A 20,686-nucleotide genomic window follows, 5' to 3' on the forward strand; every position below is an offset into this window, starting at 1 on the left:
ACGCCGATGACGATGCCGATACCCCTGCGCGCCTCGCCCACGTCCACCGCTCCGTCCCCGCTACCCCAGCGCATCCTGGTGGTGGAGAACTCGCGCACGCATGCACGCCTGATCGGCGAGGCGATCGAGCAGAAGCTCAATCTGCCCGTCATCTATGCAGCGACGCTCGCGGAAGCCCGCATGGCGCTGGAACGGCACCCGGACTGGTTCATGGTGGTCACCAGCCTGGTGCTGGCCGATGGCAGCCACGACGAAGTGGTGGAGTTCTTCCTGTCGCGCCAGCTGCCGACGGTAGTGGTCAGCGGCGTCTACGACGACGGCCTGCGCGAACAGGTGCTGCGCCGGCAGGTGGTGGACTATGTGTTGAAGAACACGCCCGGCAGCATCGACTACCTGGTATGGCTGGTGCAGCGGCTGGAGCGCAACCGGCGGATCGCGGCACTAGTCGTGGACGATTCGCGCTCGGCCCGCCAGCACGCGGCGGCGCTGCTGTCGATGTACGGTTTCCGGGTGATCGAGGCGGCCGACGGCGAGGCCGGCCTGGCGATGCTGGATGCGAACCCGGACATCCGCCTGGCCATCGTCGACCAGGAGATGCCCGGCATGAAGGGGCACGAGTTCACCCGCCGCCTGCGCGCGCGCCACGCCCGCGACCACCTGGCCATCATCGGCATTTCCGGCACCAGCGACGGCAGCCTGGTGCCGCGATTCCTGAAGAGCGGCGCGAACGACTTCCTGCACAAGCCGTTCTCGCGCGAGGAATTCTTCTGCCGGGTCTCGCAGAACATCGATCAGTTGGAACTGATCGGCACGCTGCAGGACCTGGCCACGCGCGACTTCCTGACCGGCCTGCCCAACCGCCGGCACTTCCTGGCCGAATGCCACGCACTGCTGCCCAACACCCTGGGCCGCCAGCAGTCGGTGACGGCGGCCATCATCGACATCGACCATTTCAAGCACATCAACGACACCTATGGCCACGAGGCCGGCGATGTGGCGCTGAAGGCCGTCGCCCAGACCATCGCGCGCCATGCGGGCACGCAGGACCTGGTGGCGCGCTTCGGGGGCGAGGAGTTCTGCGCACTGGTGCCCTATCTGGGCGAAAGCGAGTCGGCGGACTATTTCGAATCGCTGCGCGCGCAGATCGAGGCGCTCGCGGTCGATGTCGGCGGACAGACGCTGCGCATGACGGTGAGCATCGGCGTGTTCCGCACGCGTTTCCCGGGACAGACCCTCAACCACCTGCTCAGCGAAGCCGACCGGCGCCTGTATCTGGCCAAGGCCGGCGGGCGCAACCGGGTGGTATCGAGCGGCTAACCGCTCTGCGTAGGAGCCACGTGAGTCGCGACCAAAAGAATGAAGCGCCCGCGAGAAGCGCGATGCTGGCGAGCATCGACGCGGCACTGGAGGGCCCCTCTCGCCCCAAGGGTACTGATCGCGCCAGGCCTCCGGTCGCGACTTACGTCGCTCCTACAAGAGCCCATCGGCCCCTGCGACCGGATGTCGCGGCATTGATCCCGATCAATGCCGCGACGCCTGCGCGCACCTAGATTCCCGCTGCATACCGGCATCCGCCGGCAGGGGATACGCACATGACACTGCTGATCTGGCAGGACGACATGGACACGGGCATCGACATCATCGATGGCCAGCACCGCCGCATCGTGGAGATGATCAACCATCTGCACATCACCCAGAAATCGATGGAGCGCTTCGCCGTGGGCGAAGTGATCGATGAACTGGTCGACTACACCCTCTCGCACTTCGCCTTCGAGGAAGAGCTGATGGAGGAGGCGGGCTACCCGTTCAGTGCCGCCCACAAGCGCGTGCACGAGGTCTTCACCAAGCGCGTATCGGAGTACCGGCTGCGTTTCGAAGCGGGCGAGGACATCGTGGACGACCTGCGCAGCATGCTGTCCCGCTGGCTGTTCAACCACATCCGCAACGACGACAAGGCCTACGCCGATTCGGTGAAGCGGCACCTCAACCACTTCGTCAGGGAGCACCAACAGGGCGGCTGGCTCAGCCGTACCGTGAAGCGGCTGTTCGGATAGCGCGGTTACCTGCGGCGCGGCATCGCCAGCAGCGCGACGAGCGTGAGTGCGGCCATGCCAGCCAGGTACCAGCCCACCGACGCCAGCCCGTAGCGCTCGCCCAGCCGCGTGGCGATATAGGGCGCGGGCGACGCCCCCAGGATGCCCGCCAGGTTGAACGCCAGCGACGCGCCGGTGTACCGCACCGCCGTGGGGAACATCTCCGCCAGGATCGTGCCGCACGGCCCGTATGTCAGCCCCATCGCGCCCAGCCCCAGCGCCAGGAACGCGAGCACGCCCAGGTCGCTGCCCGATTCCAGCAACGGGGCGAACACGAAGCCAAAGCCGATGATCAGCACCGTCGCCACGATCATCGCGTTGCGACGGCCGAAGCGGTCGGCGTACAGCGCCGACAGCGGGATGGTCAGCGCGAAGAACAGCACGCCCACCATCTGCAGCATCAGGAAGTGCTCGCGCGCGTAGCCGAGCTTCGACGTCCCCCAGCTCAGCGCGAATACCGTCATCAGGTAGAACAGCACGAAGGTCGCGACCAGGGCGAAGGTCCCGGTGACCAGGGCGAACGGATGCTCCCGCACCGCGGTCAGCATCGGCAGCTTGACCCGTTCGTCCCTGTCCAGCGCCTTCTGGAAGTCCGGCGTCTCGGTGATCCGCAGGCGCACCCACAGGCCGACGAACACCAGCGCCGCGCTGGCGACGAACGGGATGCGCCAGCCCCACGCGAGGAACTGCGCATCCGTCATCACCTCGGTCAGCAGCAGGAAGATGCCGGTCGAGCACAGGAACCCGAGCGGCGCGCCCAGCTGCGGGAACATGCCGTACCACGCGCGCCTGCCGGGCGGTGCGTTCTCGGTGGCCAGCAGCACGGCCCCGCCCCATTCGCCGCCCAGGCCGATGCCCTGCCCCAGACGGCACAAGGCCAGCAGCGCCGGCGCCACCACGCCGACCTGGGCGTAGGTGGGCAGCAGGCCGATGACGACCGTCGAGATGCCCATCGTCAGCAGCGCCGCCACCAGCGTCGCCTTGCGGCCGATGCGGTCGCCGAAATGGCCGAACAGCGCCGACCCCACCGGTCGCGCGATGAAGGCCAGTGCAAAGGTGGCAAAGGACTGCAGCGTCGCCGTGGTGGGATCGCTCTGGGGGAAGAACAGCTTGGGGAAGACGATCACCGCCGCCGTGGCGTAGATGTAGAAATCGAAGAACTCGATGGTGGTGCCGATCAGGCTGGCGAACAGTACGCGGCCGGGCGAGTTGGCCGGCGCGGGGGCAACGGTAGCGGTCATGGACGGGCCGGTCGGTGGGACGTGGGCGATTCTGGCAGAACCACTACCCTGGGTGCTCAATGAAGTCTCCCTCTCCCTGCCTGCGGGGAGAGGGTGCCCGGAGGGCGGGTGAGGGGCGATCGGAGATGCGAGAGCTGCGCGCCCGGCTCGTTGCCGCGCCTGCCCCTCATCCGCCCGTTGGGCACCTTCTCCCCGCCTCGCGGGGAGAAGGAACAGCGCGGCCTGCGATGCAACAAGAGGGAGAGACGGCGATCAGCTGCCCAGGTTGATCCACGTCGCCTTGATTTCCGTGTACTTGTCGAAGGCGTGCAGCGACTTGTCGCGGCCGTTGCCGGACTGCTTGTAGCCGCCGAACGGCGCGGTCATGTCGCCGCCGTCCCAGTAGTTCACCCACACGCTGCCCGCGCGCAGCCTGCGCGCCACGCGATGGGCACGGCTGATGTCGCGCGTCCACACGCCGGCCGCCAGTCCGTACTCGCTGTCGTTGGCCATCCGCAGCGCTTCTTCCTCGCTGTCGAACGCGATCACCGACAGGACCGGTCCGAAGATCTCCTCGCGGCTGATCGTGTGCTCGTGCGCGACGTCGTCGAACACGGTCGGCTCGATATAGCACCCGCCGCTGACCACGTCGGCGCGCTGGCCGCCCAGTGCCAGCCGTGCACCTTCGGCCTTGCCCTTCTCGATGTAGTCGAGCACGCGCCGGGTCTGCCCTTCGTCGACCATCGCGCCCATCGGCGCGCCGGGGTCCAGCGGGTGGCGCGGACGCATGGCCTTGCCGGCCTCGACCACGCGGGCGACGAACTCGTCCTTGATCGATCGCTCCACCAGCAGGCGCGAGGCGGCGGTGCAGACTTCGCCCTGGTTGTAGAAGATGCCGCCGGCCGCGGCCTTCGCTGCCACCTCCAGGTCATGGGCGTCGGCGAAGACGATGTTCGGGCTCTTGCCACCGCATTCCATGTACGCGCGCTTCATGTTCGACAGGCCTGCGCACTGCAGCAGCCGCTTGCCGACCGCGGTGGAACCGGTGAACACCAGCCCGTCCACGTCCATGTGCAGCGCCAGCGGCTCGCCCGCGGTCTTGCCGAAGCCGGGAACGACGTTGAGCACGCCCGTGGGGATGCCGGCCTCGATCGCCAGTTCGGCCAGGCGGATCGCCGTGAGCGGCGACTTCTCCGACGGCTTGAGCACGATGGAATTGCCCATCGCCAGCGCCGGGGCCAGCTTCCACGTCGCCATCAGCAGCGGAAAGTTCCACGGCACGATCGCGCCGATCACGCCCAGCGGTTCGCGCGTCACCAGGCCGAGCTCGTCCTGGCCGGTGGCGGCGACTTCGCCATACACCTTGTCGAGTGCTTCGGCGGTCCAGCCCATGCAGCGGATGGTCGCTGCCAGATCGACGCTGCGTGCGTCGCCGACCGGTTTGCCCATGTCCAGCGACTCCAGCAGCGCCAGTTCGTCGGCATGCTGCTCGATCAACTGGGTGAGCTTCAGCAGCACCTTCTTGCGGTGCGTCGGCCGCGCGTTGGACCACGCGCCCGCATCGAAGCTGCGGCGCGCGGCGGCGACGGCGCGATTGATGTCCTCTTCCTGCCCATCGGCCACCCGGCCCAGCACGCGCCCGTCGATCGGGCTGACGCAATCGAACGTCTTCCCCGAAGCGGCATCGACGTACTTGCCATCGATGAAGGCCTGCGTGCGGATCGACAGCGCGGCGGCCATGGCCTGCCAGTCCTGTTGCGTGCGGGGGTTGCTCATGGAGACTCCTGGCTGTGTTCCCCTCTCCCACCGGGAGAAGGTGGCGCGAAGCGCCGGATGAGGGGCGAGCGGAGATGCGTTGTCCGACTCATCCGGACGCCATCGCCCCTCACCCCCACCCCTCTCCCGTCGGGAGAGGGGCATGATCTAAAACGTCGCCGGCGTATTGGCGCTGACGATCACCGCGTCCACATCGCCGATGTTGCGGAAGCGGTGCGGCGTGCGGCTCTCGAAGTAGTAGCCCTCGCCGGCCTTCAGCACACGCACCTGCTCGCCCACCGTGACCTCCACTTCGCCGGCGATCACCACGCCGCCCTCCTCGCCGTCGTGCGCCAGCATGCTGTCGCCGGTGTCGCTGCCCGGCGGCATCACTTCGCGCAGGATGCACATCTGCCGCTGCGGACGGTGCTGACCGACGAGGAAGTAGTGGATGCCGTTGCTGCCTACGTCCGGCAACTCCTCGGCGACATAGAAGGGACTGTCGGGCAGGCCCTTCTCCAGATCCAGGGTGAAGAAGTCGGCCAGCGAGATGGGGATGCCGTCCAGCACCTTTTTCAGTGAACTGACCGAGGGGCTGACCTTGTTCTGCTCGATCAGCGAGATGGTGCTGTTGGTGACGCCCACGCGCTTGGCCAGCTCGCGCTGGCTGAGGCCTTTGGATTTGCGGACCAGTTGCAGGCGTGCGCCGATGTCCATCACCACCCTGTCAGGAAAGCGGAAAGTGTTGCCGGATACTTTACACCTCGTGACCGCCGGATGGGGAAGCCCCGAGACCGCGCCTGCAGAAGAAGTGCCAGCCTGATGGGCTTCCGGCATAAGCACCGGGCCTGACGTTCCGCCGACAGGGGGATGGACAGACCTTCCGTCAGTTGTAAAGTTTTTTCAACGCGCTAAGCTGCGCCCATCTGCCCGCCCCTTGGAGCCGCGATGAGCGCCGACGACACCTCCTCCGCCCTGGCCGACCACTACGCACGCCAGAACCTGGAAGCGCCCGGCTCGCTCGATCACTTCTGGATGCCGTTCACGGCCAACAGGCAGTTCAAGGCCAAACCCAGGCTGCTCGTCAGCGCGTCCGGCATGTACTACCGCGACGTCGACGGCCACGAGGTGCTGGATGCCACCGCCGGCCTCTGGTGCTGCAACGCCGGCCACGCCCGGCCGCGCATTGTCGAAGCGGTGAAGCAGCAGGTCGGCACGCTGGACTTCGCACCCAACTTCTCGATGAGTTCGCCGCTGCCGTTCAAGCTGGCCGAACGCCTGGCCGCGCTCGCCCCCGGCGATCTCAACAAGGTGTTCTTCAGCAACTCGGGGTCGGAAGCGGTCGACAGTGCGCTGAAGATCGCCCTGGCCTACCACCGCGTGCGCGGCGAAGGCCAGCGCACGCGCTTCATCGGCCGCGAAAAGGGCTACCACGGCGTCGGCTTCGGCGGCATGTCGGTGGGCGGGCTGCCGAACAATCGCAAGTGGTTCGGTCCGGGCCTGCCGGCGGTCTCGCACATCCGCCACACGCTGGACGTGTCGCGCAATGCGTTCTCGAAGGGCCTGCCGGCGCACGGCATCGAGCTGGCCGAGGACCTGGAGCGGCAGATCGCGCTGTACGACGCCTCCACCGTCGCCGCGGTCATCGTCGAGCCGATCTCCGGTTCGGCCGGCGTGGTCATCCCACCACAGGGTTACCTGCAGCGCCTGCGCGAGATCTGCGACAAGCATGGCATCCTGCTGATCTTCGACGAAGTGATCACCGGCTTCGGCCGCGTCGGCCATGCCTTCGGCGCGCAACGTTTCGGCGTCACGCCGGACATGATCACCGCCGCCAAGGGCATCACCAACGGCTGCGTGCCGATGGGAGCGACGTTCGTGTCGGACCGGATGTTCGACGCCTTCATGAGCGGGCCCGACAACGCCATCGACATGTTCCATGGCTACACCTACTCCGGCCACCCACTGGCCTGCGCCGCCGCGCTCGCCACGCTGGACACCTACGAGGAAGAGAACCTGTTCGACAAGGCGCTCAGCCTGGGCGACTACTGGCAGGAGGCGCTGCACGCGCTGAAGGGCCTGCCGAACGTGATCGACATCCGCAACTTCGGCCTGGTCGGCGCCATCGAGATGGCGCCGCGCGCAGGGGCGCCCGGCACCCGGGCCTACGACGTGTTCGCCCGTGCCTTCCATGAGGGCCACCTGTTGACCCGGGTGACCGGCGACGTCATCGCCCTGTCGCCCCCGCTGATCGTGGAAAAGCACCACATCGACCGGATCGTGGATGTCCTGGCGGACACCATACGGGCAACCGCGTAAAATTACGGACCAACGGCCCCAGCGCTCCCCACGCGCGAAGCCCCATTCCCGCTACTGGAGAGCAACATGCTGATTGGCGTCCCCAAGGAAATAAAGAACCACGAATACCGCATCGGCCTTACGCCGTCCGGTGCGCGCGAACTGGTTTCGAACGGCCACCAGGTCATCGTCCAGCGCGACGGCGGCAAGGCCATCGGCCTGACCGACGAGCAGTACGTCAAGGCCGGCGCGCAAATCGTCGACACGGCCGAGGAGATCTTTGCCCGCGCCGACATGATCATCAAGGTCAAAGAGCCGCAGCCGAACGAGTGCGCCATGCTGCGGCCCGGCCAGGTGCTCTATACCTATCTGCACCTCGCGCCCGATCCCGAACAGACGAAGGCGCTGGTCGCCTCCGGCGCCACCTGCATCGCCTACGAAACCGTCACCGACCGCAAGGGCGGCCTGCCGCTGCTGGCGCCGATGTCGGAAGTGGCCGGCCGCATGTCGATCCAGGCCGGCGCGCATGCGCTGGAGAAGGCGCAGGGCGGTTCCGGCGTGCTGCTCGGCGGCGTGCCGGGCGTGAAGCCGGCCGAAGTGCTGGTGATCGGCGGCGGCGTGGTGGGCATCAACGCCGCGCGCATGGCGATGGGCATGAACGCGCACGTCACCATCCTGGACCGTTCGCTCGACCGCCTGAAGTACCTGGATGAGCTGTACGGCCACCAGCTGACCACCATCTATTCCACCCGCGACGCCATCGAGGAACGCCTGCCCGACACCGACCTGGTGATCGGCGCGGTGCTGATCCCAGGCGCGGCGGCGCCCAAGCTGGTGTCCCGCGAGCAGCTGAAGCTGATGCGCCCGGGCTCGGTACTGGTGGACGTGGCGATCGACCAGGGCGGCTGCTTCGAGACCTCGAAGGCCACCACCCACCAGAACCCGACCTACGAAGTGGACGGCATCATCCACTACTGCGTGGCGAACATGCCGGGCGGCGTCGCCCGCACGTCCACCTTCGCCCTGACCAACGCCACCCTGCCCTTCGCGGTGCAGCTGGCGAACAAGGGTGCGAAGCAGGCGCTGCTGGACGACGAGCACCTGCTCAATGGCTTGAACGTGCACGCCGGCAAGATCACCTACAAGGCGGTCGCCGACGACCTGGGCTACGCCTACGTGCCGGCGCGCGAAGCGCTGGCGTAAACCGCCCCAGAATCCCTGTAGGAGCGCCCCATGGGCGCGATGCTTTGGGTCTCGAGGCACGAGCAACAGCATCGCGGGCATGGCCCGCTCCTACAGGACGACCCTATCGGAGACATCGCATGAGCCAGCCGTTGCAACATTTCGTCAACGGACAGCGGGTGGAAGGCGGCAGCGACCGCTTCGGCGATGTCTTCGATCCCGCCACCGGCCGCGTCACCGCGCGCGTGCCGCTGGCATCGGCCGCTGACGTGAAGCATGCCGTGGACGCAGCATCCGCCGCCTTTCCCGCCTGGGCCGCCACCACCCCGTTGAACCGCGCACGGGTGATGTTCCGTTTCAAGGAATTGCTGGAAACGCACGCGGGCGACCTGGCGAAGATCATCACGGCCGAACACGGCAAGGTGCTGTCCGATGCGTGCGGCGAAGTGACCCGCGGACTGGAGGTGGTGGAGTTCGCCTGCGGCATCCCGCACCTGCTCAAGGGCGAGCATTCGATGAATGTCGGCCGCGATGTCGATTCGTGGACCGAATACGCGCCCTTGGGTGTCGTGGCCGGCATCACGCCGTTCAACTTCCCCGCGATGGTGCCGCTGTGGATGTTCCCGGTGGCGCTGGCCTGCGGCAACACCTTCGTACTGAAACCCTCCGAGCGCGACCCGTCCGCATCGTTATTCATGGCCGACCTGCTGAAAAAGGCCGGGTTGCCGGATGGCGTGTTCAACGTCGTCCACGGCGACAAGGTGGCGGTGGACGCCTTGCTCGACGAGCCACGCGTGCAGGCGCTGAGCTTCGTCGGCTCCACCCCGATCGCCCAGTACATCTACGCGCGCGGCAGCGCCAACGGCAAGCGCGTGCAGGCGCTGGGCGGAGCGAAGAACCACATGGTCGTGCTGCCCGATGCCGACCTGGACGGCGCGGTCTCGGCGCTGCTGGGCGCCGGCTATGGGTCGGCCGGTGAACGCTGCATGGCGATTTCCGTGGCGGTCTGCGTGGGCGATGCCACCGCCGATGCGCTGGTGGCGAAGCTGGCACCGAAAGTCGCGGCACTTAAGATCGGGCCGGGCTGCCTGGATCCGGAGATGGGCCCGCTGGTCACCGGCGCCCACCGCGACAAGGTACGCGGCTATGTCGATGCCGGCGTTGCGGAAGGCGCGACCCTGGTCGTCGATGGCCGCGGCCACGTAGTCGATGGCCACGCCGATGGCTTCTTCCTGGGCGGCTGCCTGTTCGACCGGGTGACCCCCGACATGACGATCTACCGCGAGGAGATCTTCGGCCCGGTCCTCTGCGTGGTCCGCGTGCCGGACCTGGACAGCGCGCTGCGCCTGGTCAACGAACACGAGTACGGCAACGGCACCGCCGTGTTCACCCGCGACGGCGGCGCGGCGCGCGAGTTCGCGCATCGCGTCCAGGCCGGCATGGTCGGCATCAACGTCCCCATCCCGGTGCCGATGGCCTTCCACAGCTTCGGCGGCTGGAAGCGCTCGATCTTCGGCCCCCTGCATGTGCATGGCCCGGACGGCGTGCGCTTCTATACGCGCCTGAAGACCGTCACCGCCCGCTGGCCGGACACACACGCCGCCGAGTTCGTGATGCCGACGATGAAGTAAAGTCGGGGCCGGTTCCCTCGAGGTGCTGGCCGATGTCCCTGCGTTCCCTCCGCATCCTGCTTTCCCTCGCCTGCCTGATGGCATCCGCGGTGGCGTCCGCTGCCGAGCCCGTCGCGCAGGTACGCGTCGCCTTCGACCGCAACGGCGTGGTCAGTACCCGCGCGGAAGGCATGGCGGACCTCGCCACCGGCCGCAAGGTCACCGCCGACGATCCCGTGCGCGTGGCCTCGATCTCCAAGCTGGTGACGTCGATCGGGGTGATGCGGCTGGTCGAAGCCGGCCAGCTCGACCTCGACGCCGACGTCTCGACGTACCTGGGCTGGCCCCTGCGCCATCCACAACACCCGGACAGGCCGATCACGCTGCGCCTGCTGCTGTCGCATCGCTCCAGCCTGACCGATGCCGCCGGCTACTACGCCACGCCGCTGGGGCAACCGCTGAAGACGGTCCTCGACGACCCGAAGGCCTGGGACGATGCGCACGCACCCGGCACGCACTTCCGCTACACCAACCTCAACTTCCCGTTGGTGGCGATGGCGATGGAGAACGTCACCGGCGAACGCTTCGACCTGCTGATGCGCCGGCTGGTGCTGGAGCCGCTGAAGCTGGATGCCTGCTTCAACTGGGAAAGCTGCGATGCCGCCACGGCGACGCGTGCCGTGGTGCTGTATCGCGACCGCGCACCGGTCCGCGACGAGAACCGCACGGGCAAGCCGGCCTGCGCCGTGGTCGTCGAGGACGGTGCCGACTGCAACCTCGCCCACTGGAAGGCCGGCGAGAACGGCGCGCTGTTCTCGCCACAGGGCGGCCTGCGCATCTCCGCGAACGGACTGGCGAAAATCGGTCGCCTGCTGCTGAACCACGGCGAGGTCGACGGTATGCGTCTGCTCAAGCCCGCCAGTGTCGATGCCATGGTGGTGCCGCAGTGGACCTTCGATGGCGGCAACGGCGTGACGCACGAAGAAGACACCGGCGGCGGACAGCACCAGGCCTTCTTCTGCCGCTACGGTCTGGCCGTACAGACGCTGGCGACACCGACGACGGGATGCGGTGACGATCCGTTCGGCGACGGGGTGGCGCGCGTCGGCCATTCCGGCGATGCCTATGGTCTGCGTTCCGGCCTGTGGATCGACCGCAAGGCGGGTACGGGCGTCGTCTATTTCGCCACCGACGCGGGCGGTTCGCGCGGCGGTACGCATTCCGCGTTCAGCCTCGTCGAGGAAGCGCTGGCGGCCGGTACGGCGCGCTGACCGCCCTGCGCTCAAGAACTCCCCGGACCGGCCGATACGGCCTACATGTCGAACCGCGCCGCATCCGCCGCGCGGGCAATACGATCCACGGGGGGATCTTGAAATGACGCCACGTCCGACGGTTCTGCTTTGCGATGACTCGCGCGCCCTGCGCATGCTGGCGGCACGCCAGCTCGACGATTGCGGCTTCCACGTGGTGGGCGAGGCCGGCAACGGCCATGAGGCGGTCAGCCAGTACCAGGCGCTGAAGCCGGACGTGGTGCTGATGGACCTGGTGATGCCCGAATGCGACGGCAAGCAGGCCCTGGGCCGGATCCTGGCGCAGGATCCCGCTGCGCGCGTGGTGATCCTGAGTTCGCTGGGTGCGCAGAGCGACATCGAGGAGTGCCTGAAGCTGGGCGCCAGGTCGTACCTGCAGAAGCCCATCGATCCGGAAGTGATGGATCGCGTGCTGCACGAGGCGGTCGCCTGACCGGCGCGCACGTCCTCCCACCTTCCGTACGAGACCACCCGACATGGCAGCGAAATTCCTGGGCCAGTTCCTGCTGGAACGCGGCACCCTCACCCCGGCACAGCTCCTGGCCGCCCTCGACGCGCAGCGCGCATCGAATCCCCTGCTTGGCGAACTGGCCATCCACCACGGCATGCTCGACGCCCTGCAGGCCCGCCGCATCAACGAACGCCAGCGCGCCGAAGACCGGCGTTTCGGCGACATCGCGCTGGAGATGGGCTGGTTGAACGAGGGCCAGCTCGATGTACTGCTCGCAGCGCAGAAGAAGGGCCGCAAGCTGTTCGGCCAGATCCTGGTCGAACAGGGCGTCCTGACCGCCGAGCAACTGGAAACCGAGCTGGCCGCGCATCGCCGCGACCTGGACGAGGCCAACCACGCCCTGGCTTTGGGCATCGCGGGCCACTCCCTGGCCGATGTGGTGACCAGCGCCATCCGCGTCTGCAACCGCCTGTTCCCGCGTCTGGTCGGCAGCCAGTGCCAGGCCGCCGGGATCGCCCACGATGCCGCACTCGAAGCCTGCGAAGTCACCGCGCACGTGCGCATCACGTCCGGATCGGAGTCGCTGCTGGTCGGCGTGGGGTGCAGCCGCGCCACCATGCACGCCATGGCCTGCGCCCTGCTCTCGCTCGCACCGGAACAATGCGACGACGAACTGGCGGTGGACGCCCTGGGCGAACTGGTCAACGTGCTGATGGGTTATGTGGTGCGCGATACCCTGCCCGACGATGCGGTTTACCGCGCCCAGCCGCCCTCCACCCAGTTGTCCGCGGCCGACCTGGCCGCCACCGGCCGCACCCTGGCGCTGACGATGGCGTCCCAGCGCGGCGACTTCGTACTGATCGTCGGCTGATCGACGGACGTCAGGCGCGCGTCAGCCGCCACGCGCGGTGGATGCGGGCATTGCGTTCGAAATCGGGCGGAATCGTGCTGGCGCTGATGTCTTCGCAGCGCGCGAAGTCCGCCACTGCGTCCTCGTCCAGCCTGAAGCGGCGGAAGTTGTTGCTGAAATACAGCACCCCGCCCGGTGCCAGGCGGGCGACGGCGGCACGCAGCAGGCGGACGTGTTCCTTCTGCACGTCGAAGTCGTCGGCACGCGCGGAGTTGGAGAACGTGGGCGGGTCGCAGAAGACCAGGTCGTACTCGGCCTGCTCGGCTTCCAGCCAGCGCACGGCATCGGCCTGTACCAGCCGGTGCTTCGCGCCGCCCAGGCCGTTTTCGGCCAGGTTGTCTGCGCACCACTGCAGGTAGGTCGCGGACAGGTCCACGCTGGTGGTGCTCGCTGCACCCGCCACCGCCGCCTGCACGCTGGCCACGCCGGTGTAGCAGAACAGGTTGAGGAAGTGCTTGCCGCGCGCTTCCTGCGCCATGCGCCGGCGCAACGGACGGTGGTCGAGGAACAGGCCGGTGTCCAGGTAATCGAACAGATTGACCCGCAGCAACGCACCCGACTCGCGCACGACGATGAACTCGTCCCGCTGCTGCATGCGTCCGTACTTGGATCCGCCCTTGCCGCGCTCGCGCGCCTTCACCGCGATCTGCTCCTGCGGCACGCCGAAGACCTCGCGGGTGGCGGCCAGCAGTTCGCTGAAGCGGCGACGCACGTCGTGCTCGGGGATGCTCGCCGGGGCGGCGTATTCCTGCACGTGCAGGAAGGTGCGGCGCTGTCCGCCTTCTTCTTCGTAGACATCGATGGCCGCCGCGTATTCGGGCAGGTCGGCATCGTAGGCGCGGTAGCAGGTCACGCCCTCGCGCGTGCGCCAGCTCTTGAACTTCTTCAGGTTCTTGCGCAGGCGGTTGGCGACCATCTGCGCCCCGTCCGACAGCGGCCTGGCCTCGCGCGGTTCGCGCGCGGGCGTGGCGACCGGATCGCAGACGATCAGCGCGCACTCGATGGCGCCGTTGAACAGCTGGTACTTCTTCGCCGCCCGCAAGCCGGTGGCGTAGCCGAGGTCGGCGTTGCCGCACAGCAGGCTGGCGCGCCACTGCGGCACGGCGCGCTGCAGCGCATCGCCGAGCGCGCGGTAGAGATCGGCATCGGCGGCCAGACGCTCGTCGTAGGGCGGATTGCACACCACCAGCCCGCGCGGTTCCTCGCGCGTGGGCAACTGGGCGATATCGCGCGTCTCGAACTGCAATTGGCCGGCGAGACCGGCGAGCACCGCATTGTCGCGCGCGGCGCGGATCGCGCCCAGGTCGATGTCACTGCCGAAGAACGCCGGCCGCAGCGCCTTGCGCCCGTCCGCTTCGCGCTGCACGGCGTCGGCGAACAGCGTGCGCCAAGCCGCCGCATCGAAGCCCGACCAGCGGGTCGGGAGCGCATTGCCGTGGCGCTGCAGGCCCGGGGCCACGTCGGCGGCCATCAGTGCGCCTTCGATCAGCAGCGTGCCGCTGCCACACATCGGGTCCAGCAGCGCACCGCCCTCGTGGTACAGCGCCGGCCAGCCTCCGCGCATCAGCACGGCCGCCGCCAGGTTCTCCTTCAACGGCGCCTCGTTCTGCGCCTGACGCCAGCCCCGGCGATGCATCGGGCCGCCGCCCAGGTCGATCGATATCGTGGCACGGTTCCTGCGCAGCGACAGGTTGATGCGCACATCCGGCTGTTCCACGTCCACCGACGGCCGTTCCAGGCCCTGCTGGCGCAGCCGGTCGACCACGGCGTCCTTGACGCGCTGCGCCGCGAAGCGCGCATGGGTGATCGCCTCGCCGGAGACGTGCGCATCCACCGCCAGCGTCAGTTCGGGGCGTGTGTGCGTTTCCCACGCGATCGCCATCACGCCGTCGTACAGCGCCTGTTCGTTCAGGCATTCGAACTCGGCGATCGGCCACAGCACGCGGCTGGCCAGGCGCGACCACAGCACGGCGCGCTGGGCGTCGACCAGCTCGCCGTCGGCATTCACGCCGGCGATGGTGGCGGTGGCCTTGGGCACGCCGAGGGCGAGCAGCTCATCGGCGAGCAGGTATTCCAGGCCCTTGGCGCAGGAGACGAAGAATTTCAAAGTGAAACCTCATGGTGGACGCCACCCCGGCGCAGGCCGGGATGGCGGTCTTCAAAGCGCGGCGAGCAGCTGCCCGAACGCGTCCGCCGACGCCACGACGTGGTCGGACAGGCGATGTCCGTCATCGACCAGCAACAGGCGGGCACGGCGCGCGTGCGCCCAGTCGGTCACGGCCTGCGCGGGAATCAGTTCGTCATCCCACCCATGGATGATGGACACCGGCACCGCGGCGGCGTCGAGTTCCGGCAACGGGCCCATCGTGATCGGCGGCGCCATCAGGAACAGGCCGCGCACCGGCACCTCCAGCGAGATGCGGCCGGCGATATAGGCGCCCAGGCTGGAACCGGCCAGCACCACCGGGCCGCGCGCGGCGGCCGCCTGCGCCAGCGAGCGCAGGCGATCCAGCCGCGCGACGACATCACCCAGCGAGCTGACCTCGCGGCGGGCGTCGAGATCGGTGTAGTCGGGTCGCTCGTGCGTCCAGCCCAGGCGCTCGGCCACGTCGGCCAACGCGGTGACCTTGGTGGCGTCGGGGCCGCTCTCGAAACCGTGCGAGAGGATGCAGTGACCGCGCATCACAGCGCCTCCAGCGCATCGCCCAGACCGAACGTGCCGCCTTCGACGATCCTGGCGCACAGGCCGCCGTGCCCGCGCATGGCGTTGTAGCCACCCGGACCCAGCGCGTCTTCCATGCGCGAACAGGGGTCGCATTCTTCCGTGCCCTCGAAGATCGCCGTGCCGATACGGAAGCGTCGCTGCTTCAGCGCGATCAGCGGAATGCCGGAGACCACCACGTTCCGGCGCAGCAGCGCGGGCGTCAGATCGGGACGCTGCGCGAGCGCGGCGATGGCCGGCAGGTGCTCGGCCTGGATCAGGGTGATGCCGCGCTTGCCGCTCCCGCCCTTGTAGCGGTCGCCGACCAGGCCGGCGCCGGCAGTGGCCTCGACGGTCCCGGTGGCGATCATGGCCTCGTCGCGGGCCGGCCGCAGGCCGATCCATTCCACCTTGCCGGCACGCGGCAGGGTGGCCATCAGCGTGGCCAGCGGGGAGTCGGGATTGAGCGGCATGGGGAACCGGACGGACAAGGAAGGCCGCCAGTTTACCGGACCGGGCCCGGGGCCGCCCCCGCCTGCTAGCATCGGCGCATGAGCACCGAGCCATCCTCTTGCGCCCCCACCGTCGACCCGCTGCCCTACGAGGACAGACTCGATGCGCGGCCCCTGGGGCAGATCGACCTTGTGGTGATCCACTGCACCGAACTGCCCGACCTGGCGATGGCGCGCCACTATGGCGAACGCATCCTGCATGCGTCGGGCACCGGCAACAGTGGCCACTACTACATCGACCGGGACGGCAGCGTGCATGTCTACGTGCGGCCGGACCGCATCGCCCACCACGTGCGTGGCTACAACCCGCGTTCGGTGGGGATCGAACTGGTGAACACCGGCCGGTATCCCGACTGGCTCGCGCGTGGCAGCCAGAAGATGGAAGAGCCCTACACCGGGGCGCAGATCGCGGCGCTGACCCGGCTGCTGGCGGAACTGCGGCGCGAACTCCCCTCGCTGCGCTACATCGCCGGCCACGAGGACCTGGACACTGCGCGCGAGCCCGCCAGCGACGATCCCACCGTCACCGTGCCGCGCAAGATGGACCCGGGCCCGCTGTTCCCGTGGGATGCCGTGCTGCGTGCGACGCCGCTGGAAAGGCTGGTGCCCTGACGGGCCACGCACGGGCGGCCGGTATAATCGCCGTCCGCCAAGACCCCAGGCCCTGCCGTGCCCGCACCCGAACCCGTCGTCTCCGAGCTGATCGAACTGCTGTCGCTGGAACGGCTGGAAGACAACCTGTTCCGCGGCCAGAGCCGCGACATCGGCACCAAGTACGTGTTCGGCGGCCAGGTGCTGGGCCAGGCGCTGTCGGCCGCACAGGCGACGGTGGACGGCAGCAACGGGGAACGCCGCGCGCATTCGCTGCACGCCTACTTCCTGCGTGCCGGCAACATCGAAGCGCCGATCGTCTACGAAGTGGATCGCACGCGCGATGGCGGCAGCTTCTCCGTGCGCCGGGTCACCGCCATCCAGCACGGCCGGGTGATCTTCTTCTGCGCGGCGTCCTTCCAGGCCGAAGAGGGCGGCGCCGAGCACCAGCTGTCGATGCCGGAAGTGCCGCAGCCGGAGGACATCGCCCCGGCGCCGGCGGTGCCCGCCGAGGTCATGGGCACGCTGCCGCCGAAAGTGCAGCGCTGGCTGTCGCGGCGCGGCCCCTTCGAGTTCCGCCACGTCTATCCGCGCGACGAGCTGAATCCGCCCAAGCGCCCGCCGTTCCAGCAGGTCTGGTTCCGGCTCAGCGAACCGGTCGGCGATTCGCCGGAACTGCACCGCGCCCTGCTCGCCTATGCCTCCGATTTCCAGCTGCTGGGCACCGCCACGTACCCGCACGGCATCAGCTACTACCAGCCCAACGTGCAGATGGCCTCGCTGGACCACGCGCTGTGGTTTCACCGCCCGTTCCGCGCGGACGACTGGCTGCTGTATTCGATCGACAGCCCCAGCGCGAGCAGTTCGCGCGGCCTGGCACGCGGGCAGATCTTCGACCGCCAGGGCCGCCTGGTGGCCAGCTCGGCGCAGGAAGGCCTGATCCGCGTGGTGCCGGATGCCGAAGCGGCCTCGGCCGTGCCGGCGAAGGACTGAGGCGCCCCGCATGCGGCAAGTCTTTTCCAGCCAGCGCATCGAAACCGTCGAGGGCGTGGCCAAGCTGCTGACCGATGCGGGCATTGCCGTGCACATCAGCAACGGCCGCTCCTACCAGAGCAAGCGCAGCGGACAGTTCAGCTATACCGAGCCGGTGAAGGCGCAGCTGCAGCCCGCCGTGTGGGTGCGCCACGCCGAGGACCAGCCGCGCGCGCGCGAACTGCTGCGGCAGGCCGGCCTGCTGGAAACCACGCGCCCGGGCCAGGGGCCCACGCTGACCTTCCGCAGCGCACAGGACACACCCGCCACGCCGCAGCGCTCCTGGGCCTGGCGGATCCGCCTGGTGCTGCTGGCGCTCATCGCGCTGGCCGCCGCCATCATGTGGATGCGGCGCCCGGTGCCTCCTCCTGCCGCTCCGATCCCCGCACCGACGCAGCCGGAGCCGGCGCCGGCCGACGAAGCGCCCGAGGAAGACCGCATCCGCATCCAGCCTGCCACCGGCGGCTGATCGCCCGGCCGTGGGATCCGGTCACATCCGTCGTCCCGACCCGTCAGGGTCATCAGCCCACCCGATGATCCTGACGCCATGAACGCCCTCGCCCTGGACCTGATGCTGCAGACCGAACTGCCCGCCGCCACGCGCGGCAGCCAGGAGGCCTACGGCCGCATCGTCCACGCCTGCCAGAACACCGTCACCGCCATCGCGCTGGCGATCACCCGCGATGTGCAGGCCAGCGAGGACATCGCGCAGGAAGCCTTCCTCAAGGCATGGCAGCAGCTGGACCGGCTGAAGAACACCGCCAGCTTCCTGCCGTGGCTGCGCCAGATCACCCGCAACCTGGCCCGCGACTGGCTGCGTGCGCAGCATGGCCGCCCGATGTCGGGCGAAGTGGCCGAGATCGCCATCGGCATGGCCGCGGATCCTGATCCGACGCCCGCCGAACGCCTGCTGCAGACGGAAGAGGAAGTCGTGGCGGCCGACATCATCTCGTCCCTGCCGGAAGACAGCCGCGAGGCGCTGCTGCTGTTCTATCGCGAAGGTCAGAGTTCGCAGCAGGTCGCCGAATTGCTGGGCCTCAGCGACGCCGCCGTGCGCAAGCGCCTGTCGCGCGCACGCGCCCTCGTGCGCGAGGAACTCCTGCAGCGCTTCGGCGAATTCGCGCGTTCCACGGCACCGACCGCGGCCTTCACGATGATCGTGCTGGGTGGACTGGTCGGCGCAATGCCGGCGGCCAGCGCGGCGACGGTCATCGGCTCCGGGGTGCTGGGTACGGGCCTGCTGGGCAAGCTGGGCACGGGTGGCCTGACCACCGGCGGCGTTACCGGCGGGGTGGCCGGCGGCTCGCTGGGCGTCATCCTCGAACACGTCACCCACCATCCCGCTGCTCTGGGCGGCGCGGTGGGCGGCGTGATCGGCGGCCTGATCGGGTACGCCTTCACCTGGTGGTATCTGGCCCGCTTCTGCCAGACCGCGCAGGAACGCCTGCAGGTACGCCGCTTCATGGCGCTCAACGCCAGCACCGGCGCGGCCTGGATGGTCGGCCTGATGCTGGCGACCCTGCTGGCCCCGGGGTGGCAGGTGATCCTCGCCGTCACCGTGGCGGGGATGTGCGTGATCAACTACCAGTACCTGGTCACCCTGCCCCGCATCATGGACCCGATCCTGGCCCATCCCGCCAACGCCCAACGCCGGCGGGGCTACGACTACATCATCGGCCGCAAGGCGGTGGCGCTGACCAGCGTATTCGCCCTGGCGGCGATCCTGTACGCGCTGGTGGGCAGCGGACGCCTGACCCTCTAGTTCCCGCATCGCGCCGCCCGGGTCACACTCGGCGCCGTCGGTCGTCGTGCCTGCACGAACCGAAAGAGCGGAGACCCGATGGACACCCTGACGATCGAACTTTCCCTGCGTGATGCACTGCCGGCCGCCGCGCGCGGCGACCAGGCCGCCTACGGCCGCGTGGTCGCGCTGTGCCAGAACGCCGTCACGGGCATCGCCCTGGCGATCACCCGCGATGTGCACGCCAGCGAAGACATCGCCCAGGAGGCCTTCCTGAAAGGCTGGCGCCAGCTGGCGACGCTGAAGAATCCCGACAGTTTCCTGCCGTGGCTGCGGGAGATCACCCGCAACCTGGCCCGCGACCACCTGCGCGCGCAGCGCCGGCGACCGATGACCGGCGAGACCGCCGAGATCGCGCTCACGCTGGCGGCCGATACCGCGCCCACGCCTGCAGAAGCGCTGCTGCAGACGGAACAGGAAGCCGCGGCGCGCGAGGTCATCGCCGCCCTGCCGGAAGAAAGCCGCGAGGTGCTGTTGCTGTACTACCGCGAAGGCCAGCGCTCGCAGCAGGTCGCCTCGCTGCTCGGCATCACCGACTCCGCGGTGCGCAAACGGCTGTCGCGTGCGCGCCAGTACGTGCGCGAAGAACTGATGGCGCGCTTCGGCGAGTTCGCGCGCGCTTCGGCGCCGTCTGCGGCATTCGCCAGCGGCATCCTGGGCATGATCGCCATCGCGGCGCCACCGTCGGCGGGCGCGGTGGTCCTGGGCGCCGGCGGCGCAGCGGCCGGCAAGGGCCTGCTCAAACTGGTGGGGGGCGCGCTGGGCGCGGCCGCGTTCGGCACGCTGGTCGGCATCGGCGCGGTGTGGTTCGGCATCCGCAAGCCGTTGAAGGATCCGCTGGACGCGCGCGAGCGGCGGGACCTGGTGTTCTATGGCGCGTTCTGCACCCTGCTGATTCTCGGCTTCATCGTCGGCATCATGGCACTGACGCAGGTGCGCGGCTGGGTGCCTCACCTGGGACTGACCCTGGTCTACATGGGCGGCATCTGCTGGGCCAGTGCGATCTGGCTGCCGCGCATCCTGCGGCGGCGTCAGGCCCGTGACCTTCAACGCGACCCGGAAGGCACGCGGCGGCAGATAGAACGCCAGCGCTTCTGGCGCGTGTGGGGGCTGGTGATCGCGATCGGACTCGCAAGTGCGGGCGTGATCGCCGGGTTGGTGATGTCCGGCCGCCTCGCGTTCTGAAGCCCGATGGCGCGTGCACCCGGATGGCCGGGTGC

19 protein-coding genes are annotated in these 20,686 nt (G+C 68.7%); 13 read left to right on the forward strand and 6 right to left on the reverse strand.

The features are described 5' to 3' along the window. Positions 1 to 12: 12 nt before the first annotated feature. Positions 13 to 1,317, forward strand: a complete 1,305-nt coding sequence (locus V8246_RS01505) for a diguanylate cyclase (protein ID WP_336187605.1) — start codon at positions 13 to 15, stop codon at positions 1,315 to 1,317. 275 nt (positions 1,318 to 1,592) lie between these two features. After that, on the forward strand, positions 1,593 to 2,054 hold the full coding sequence (locus tag V8246_RS01510) for a bacteriohemerythrin (RefSeq protein WP_162110701.1): 462 nt from the start codon (positions 1,593 to 1,595) through the stop codon (positions 2,052 to 2,054). A 5-nt stretch (positions 2,055 to 2,059) separates the two neighbouring features. Here V8246_RS01510 and V8246_RS01515 read toward each other — a convergent pair whose 3' ends face one another. From V8246_RS01515 to V8246_RS01525, 3 genes are all read right to left on the reverse strand, one after another. Continuing rightward, the gene (locus V8246_RS01515) at positions 2,060 to 3,334 is read right to left on the reverse strand and encodes an MFS transporter (protein WP_336187606.1); all 1,275 of its coding nucleotides are present in this window, start codon (positions 3,332 to 3,334) and stop codon (positions 2,060 to 2,062) included. A 252-nt stretch (positions 3,335 to 3,586) separates the two neighbouring features. Beyond that, a complete protein-coding gene (locus tag V8246_RS01520) occupies positions 3,587 to 5,089 on the reverse strand; it encodes an aldehyde dehydrogenase (protein ID WP_336187607.1) in 1,503 nt (500 codons plus the stop codon). A 147-nt stretch (positions 5,090 to 5,236) separates the two neighbouring features. Continuing rightward, positions 5,237 to 5,785 (reverse strand): cupin domain-containing protein, encoded by a 549-nt coding sequence (locus V8246_RS01525; protein WP_336187608.1) that lies wholly within the window; start codon positions 5,783 to 5,785, stop codon positions 5,237 to 5,239. Positions 5,786 to 6,016: 231 nt separating this feature from the next. Here V8246_RS01525 and V8246_RS01530 point away from each other — a divergent pair, with 231 nt between their 5' ends. The 6 genes from V8246_RS01530 (at position 6,017) to V8246_RS01555 (ending at position 12,790) form a co-directional block, all read left to right on the forward strand. Then, complete coding sequence (locus V8246_RS01530) at positions 6,017 to 7,387, forward strand: aspartate aminotransferase family protein (RefSeq protein ID WP_336187609.1); 1,371 nt, start codon at positions 6,017 to 6,019, stop codon at positions 7,385 to 7,387. Positions 7,388 to 7,453: 66 nt separating this feature from the next. After that, entirely contained in the window at positions 7,454 to 8,569 is a 1,116-nt protein-coding gene (gene ald / locus V8246_RS01535; protein ID WP_253460915.1) for an alanine dehydrogenase, read from the forward strand. A 119-nt stretch (positions 8,570 to 8,688) separates the two neighbouring features. Then, the gene (locus V8246_RS01540) at positions 8,689 to 10,179 is read left to right on the forward strand and encodes a CoA-acylating methylmalonate-semialdehyde dehydrogenase (protein ID WP_336187610.1); all 1,491 of its coding nucleotides are present in this window, start codon (positions 8,689 to 8,691) and stop codon (positions 10,177 to 10,179) included. 32 nt (positions 10,180 to 10,211) lie between these two features. Then, on the forward strand, positions 10,212 to 11,429 hold the full coding sequence (locus V8246_RS01545; RefSeq protein ID WP_336187611.1) for a serine hydrolase domain-containing protein: 1,218 nt from the start codon (positions 10,212 to 10,214) through the stop codon (positions 11,427 to 11,429). A gap of 103 nt (positions 11,430 to 11,532) precedes the next feature. Continuing rightward, the gene (locus V8246_RS01550) at positions 11,533 to 11,901 is read left to right on the forward strand and encodes a response regulator (protein WP_336187612.1); all 369 of its coding nucleotides are present in this window, start codon (positions 11,533 to 11,535) and stop codon (positions 11,899 to 11,901) included. 43 nt (positions 11,902 to 11,944) lie between these two features. Then, positions 11,945 to 12,790, forward strand: coding sequence for a chemotaxis protein CheX (locus V8246_RS01555; RefSeq protein ID WP_336187613.1), 846 nt, complete (start codon positions 11,945 to 11,947; stop codon positions 12,788 to 12,790). A gap of 10 nt (positions 12,791 to 12,800) precedes the next feature. Here V8246_RS01555 and rlmKL read toward each other — a convergent pair whose 3' ends face one another. From rlmKL to V8246_RS01570, 3 genes are read right to left on the reverse strand one after another with little or no spacing between them, the layout of a single operon-like run. Further along, a complete protein-coding gene (gene rlmKL / locus V8246_RS01560; RefSeq protein WP_336187614.1) occupies positions 12,801 to 14,936 on the reverse strand; it encodes a bifunctional 23S rRNA (guanine(2069)-N(7))-methyltransferase RlmK/23S rRNA (guanine(2445)-N(2))-methyltransferase RlmL in 2,136 nt (711 codons plus the stop codon). A 51-nt stretch (positions 14,937 to 14,987) separates the two neighbouring features. After that, positions 14,988 to 15,515: a hypothetical protein gene (locus V8246_RS01565; RefSeq protein WP_313222605.1), complete on the reverse strand. Its 528-nt coding sequence runs from the start codon at positions 15,513 to 15,515 to the stop codon at positions 14,988 to 14,990. Continuing rightward, positions 15,512 to 16,003, reverse strand: coding sequence for an MOSC domain-containing protein (locus V8246_RS01570; RefSeq protein WP_336188307.1), 492 nt, complete (start codon positions 16,001 to 16,003; stop codon positions 15,512 to 15,514). The genes V8246_RS01565 and V8246_RS01570 overlap by 4 nt, the downstream gene beginning before the upstream one ends. A gap of 78 nt (positions 16,004 to 16,081) precedes the next feature. Here V8246_RS01570 and V8246_RS01575 point away from each other — a divergent pair, with 78 nt between their 5' ends. The 5 genes from V8246_RS01575 (at position 16,082) to V8246_RS01595 (ending at position 20,651) form a co-directional block, all read left to right on the forward strand. After that, complete coding sequence (locus V8246_RS01575) at positions 16,082 to 16,654, forward strand: N-acetylmuramoyl-L-alanine amidase (protein ID WP_336187615.1); 573 nt, start codon at positions 16,082 to 16,084, stop codon at positions 16,652 to 16,654. Positions 16,655 to 16,711: 57 nt separating this feature from the next. Continuing rightward, on the forward strand, positions 16,712 to 17,626 hold the full coding sequence (tesB, locus tag V8246_RS01580; RefSeq protein WP_271250229.1) for an acyl-CoA thioesterase II: 915 nt from the start codon (positions 16,712 to 16,714) through the stop codon (positions 17,624 to 17,626). A gap of 10 nt (positions 17,627 to 17,636) precedes the next feature. Then, positions 17,637 to 18,134, forward strand: a complete 498-nt coding sequence (locus V8246_RS01585) for a pathogenicity-like protein (protein WP_336187616.1) — start codon at positions 17,637 to 17,639, stop codon at positions 18,132 to 18,134. Positions 18,135 to 18,212: 78 nt separating this feature from the next. After that, positions 18,213 to 19,427 carry a sigma-70 family RNA polymerase sigma factor gene (locus tag V8246_RS01590; protein WP_336187617.1) on the forward strand — a complete coding sequence of 405 codons (1,215 nt, stop codon included), beginning with the start codon at positions 18,213 to 18,215 and terminating at the stop codon, positions 19,425 to 19,427. A gap of 78 nt (positions 19,428 to 19,505) precedes the next feature. Further along, positions 19,506 to 20,651 carry a sigma-70 family RNA polymerase sigma factor gene (locus V8246_RS01595; protein WP_336187619.1) on the forward strand — a complete coding sequence of 382 codons (1,146 nt, stop codon included), beginning with the start codon at positions 19,506 to 19,508 and terminating at the stop codon, positions 20,649 to 20,651. Positions 20,652 to 20,686: the final 35 nt, after the last annotated feature.

Source organism: Pseudoxanthomonas sp. F11, assembly GCF_037046485.1.
Taxonomy (GTDB): Bacteria; Pseudomonadota; Gammaproteobacteria; order Xanthomonadales; family Xanthomonadaceae; genus Pseudoxanthomonas_A.

Excerpts from the sequence above, each read along its gene's own strand:
- V8246_RS01520 (WP_336187607.1), bottom strand. The coding sequence starts at position 5,089 with ATGAGCAACCCCCGCACGCAACAGGACTGGCAGGCCATGGCCGCCGCG.
- V8246_RS01515 (WP_336187606.1), bottom strand. The coding sequence starts at position 3,334 with ATGACCGCTACCGTTGCCCCCGCGCCGGCCAACTCGCCCGGCCGCGTA.
- V8246_RS01545 (WP_336187611.1), top strand. The coding sequence starts at position 10,212 with ATGTCCCTGCGTTCCCTCCGCATCCTGCTTTCCCTCGCCTGCCTGATG.
- V8246_RS01530 (WP_336187609.1), top strand. The coding sequence starts at position 6,017 with ATGAGCGCCGACGACACCTCCTCCGCCCTGGCCGACCACTACGCACGC.
- V8246_RS01525 (WP_336187608.1), bottom strand. The coding sequence starts at position 5,785 with ATGGACATCGGCGCACGCCTGCAACTGGTCCGCAAATCCAAAGGCCTC.
- V8246_RS01585 (WP_336187616.1), top strand. The coding sequence starts at position 17,637 with ATGCGGCAAGTCTTTTCCAGCCAGCGCATCGAAACCGTCGAGGGCGTG.
- V8246_RS01595 (WP_336187619.1), top strand. The coding sequence starts at position 19,506 with ATGGACACCCTGACGATCGAACTTTCCCTGCGTGATGCACTGCCGGCC.
- V8246_RS01555 (WP_336187613.1), top strand. The coding sequence starts at position 11,945 with ATGGCAGCGAAATTCCTGGGCCAGTTCCTGCTGGAACGCGGCACCCTC.
- V8246_RS01570 (WP_336188307.1), bottom strand. The coding sequence starts at position 16,003 with ATGCCGCTCAATCCCGACTCCCCGCTGGCCACGCTGATGGCCACCCTG.
- V8246_RS01540 (WP_336187610.1), top strand. The coding sequence starts at position 8,689 with ATGAGCCAGCCGTTGCAACATTTCGTCAACGGACAGCGGGTGGAAGGC.
- ald (WP_253460915.1), top strand. The coding sequence starts at position 7,454 with ATGCTGATTGGCGTCCCCAAGGAAATAAAGAACCACGAATACCGCATC.
- V8246_RS01590 (WP_336187617.1), top strand. The coding sequence starts at position 18,213 with ATGAACGCCCTCGCCCTGGACCTGATGCTGCAGACCGAACTGCCCGCC.
- V8246_RS01505 (WP_336187605.1), top strand. The coding sequence starts at position 13 with ATGCCGATACCCCTGCGCGCCTCGCCCACGTCCACCGCTCCGTCCCCG.
- V8246_RS01550 (WP_336187612.1), top strand. The coding sequence starts at position 11,533 with ATGACGCCACGTCCGACGGTTCTGCTTTGCGATGACTCGCGCGCCCTG.
- V8246_RS01575 (WP_336187615.1), top strand. The coding sequence starts at position 16,082 with ATGAGCACCGAGCCATCCTCTTGCGCCCCCACCGTCGACCCGCTGCCC.
- V8246_RS01510 (WP_162110701.1), top strand. The coding sequence starts at position 1,593 with ATGACACTGCTGATCTGGCAGGACGACATGGACACGGGCATCGACATC.